The sequence below is a fragment of the Achromobacter sp. MYb9 genome (assembly GCF_002975275.1).
Classification (GTDB): domain Bacteria; phylum Pseudomonadota; class Gammaproteobacteria; order Burkholderiales; family Burkholderiaceae_B; genus Achromobacter.
This window is the reverse complement of the sequence record NZ_PCOQ01000052.1, coordinates 3,824-6,229: the sequence shown is the minus strand read 5'-3', so window position 1 is coordinate 6,229 and position 2,406 is coordinate 3,824. Positions and strand designations below refer to the sequence as shown.

The 2,406-nt window shown below is 52.8% G+C and carries 1 rRNA gene; it reads left to right on the top strand.

From position 1 onward, the window contains the following. The first annotated feature begins 829 nt into the window (after nucleotides 1-829). Nucleotides 830-2,360 (top strand): 16S ribosomal RNA (locus CQ050_RS30575). Nucleotides 2,361-2,406 lie beyond the last annotated feature (46 nt).

Sequence of the window (2,406 nt, the reverse complement as noted above, 5' to 3'; positions counted from 1 at the left end):
GCCAAGCAAGCACAACAGGCAAAGCAAGGGCATCCCGGGGCAACCCAACGGACACTCAGCCAAGCCTGCCGCGATGGGTTCAGAAATGGGCGCCAAGCGGTTATTGCAAGGATTGCAGCAAATCAGGCAAAAGCCAGTTGCGCAATCTGCAAAAATCGTGCTATAGTCTTGGGCTTGGCTGGTGATGACGATTCAGGGTTTGCCCGGGTCCAGTTGCTAGCCACCTGAAGTCGTAACCAACCCCTGATTCAGGGCTGCCGCGAAAGCGGCGGGGTTGCAAGATAGGATGCAAGTCAGGCAAAAGCCGGTTGCATAATCTGCAAAAGTTGTGTTATAGTTTCAGGCTTGGCAGTTGCCGAAAACTTAGGGTTAACCCTGATATTTCGATAGCTGCTAAAGAGAGCAGGTGAGAGAGTAGGCCCGAAGGGGTCGCAGGCAAGAAGGCGGTGGCGCGAAAGCGAACGAAGCTGACTTGACAGGCGATAAAAACTCCTTCATAATCTCGCCTCTCTGCTGCTGAAAACAGCAAGCGACGCAAGGCAAAAGCCAAGCGAAGCTGGCGGGTTCAGCGATGTGGCAGTAAAGAATTTAGCAGTACCGCTCTTTAACAATTAAACAACCGATAAGTGTGGGCGCTTGATGCGATGCACTGTGATGAAGTTAGGCGTTAAACCCTGGCTTCTTCACAAGCACAATGAAATCAAGTGCTCACTAGAAGTGAAGTACCTTAGACGTCAAGTTTAAGAACATACCTCACTTCCTTTGAGTAGCGACGTATGACCTGGTTCGGATTTATTCGGACCAAGAATACGAAACAAATACAGAGATTAAACTGAAGAGTTTGATCCTGGCTCAGATTGAACGCTAGCGGGATGCCTTACACATGCAAGTCGAACGGCAGCACGGACTTCGGTCTGGTGGCGAGTGGCGAACGGGTGAGTAATGTATCGGAACGTGCCTAGTAGCGGGGGATAACTACGCGAAAGCGTAGCTAATACCGCATACGCCCTACGGGGGAAAGCAGGGGATCGCAAGACCTTGCACTATTAGAGCGGCCGATATCGGATTAGCTAGTTGGTGGGGTAACGGCTCACCAAGGCGACGATCCGTAGCTGGTTTGAGAGGACGACCAGCCACACTGGGACTGAGACACGGCCCAGACTCCTACGGGAGGCAGCAGTGGGGAATTTTGGACAATGGGGGAAACCCTGATCCAGCCATCCCGCGTGTGCGATGAAGGCCTTCGGGTTGTAAAGCACTTTTGGCAGGAAAGAAACGTCATGGGCTAATACCCCGTGAAACTGACGGTACCTGCAGAATAAGCACCGGCTAACTACGTGCCAGCAGCCGCGGTAATACGTAGGGTGCAAGCGTTAATCGGAATTACTGGGCGTAAAGCGTGCGCAGGCGGTTCGGAAAGAAAGATGTGAAATCCCAGAGCTTAACTTTGGAACTGCATTTTTAACTACCGGGCTAGAGTGTGTCAGAGGGAGGTGGAATTCCGCGTGTAGCAGTGAAATGCGTAGATATGCGGAGGAACACCGATGGCGAAGGCAGCCTCCTGGGATAACACTGACGCTCATGCACGAAAGCGTGGGGAGCAAACAGGATTAGATACCCTGGTAGTCCACGCCCTAAACGATGTCAACTAGCTGTTGGGGCCTTCGGGCCTTAGTAGCGCAGCTAACGCGTGAAGTTGACCGCCTGGGGAGTACGGTCGCAAGATTAAAACTCAAAGGAATTGACGGGGACCCGCACAAGCGGTGGATGATGTGGATTAATTCGATGCAACGCGAAAAACCTTACCTACCCTTGACATGTCTGGAATTCCGAAGAGATTTGGAAGTGCTCGCAAGAGAACTGGAACACAGGTGCTGCATGGCTGTCGTCAGCTCGTGTCGTGAGATGTTGGGTTAAGTCCCGCAACGAGCGCAACCCTTGTCATTAGTTGCTACGAAAGGGCACTCTAATGAGACTGCCGGTGACAAACCGGAGGAAGGTGGGGATGACGTCAAGTCCTCATGGCCCTTATGGGTAGGGCTTCACACGTCATACAATGGTCGGGACAGAGGGTCGCCAACCCGCGAGGGGGAGCCAATCCCAGAAACCCGATCGTAGTCCGGATCGCAGTCTGCAACTCGACTGCGTGAAGTCGGAATCGCTAGTAATCGCGGATCAGCATGTCGCGGTGAATACGTTCCCGGGTCTTGTACACACCGCCCGTCACACCATGGGAGTGGGTTTTACCAGAAGTAGTTAGCCTAACCGCAAGGGGGGCGATTACCACGGTAGGATTCATGACTGGGGTGAAGTCGTAACAAGGTAGCCGTATCGGAAGGTGCGGCTGGATCACCTCCTTTCAGAGCTTAAGTGCTCGTGTTAAGCGTCCACTCTTATCGGTTGTTT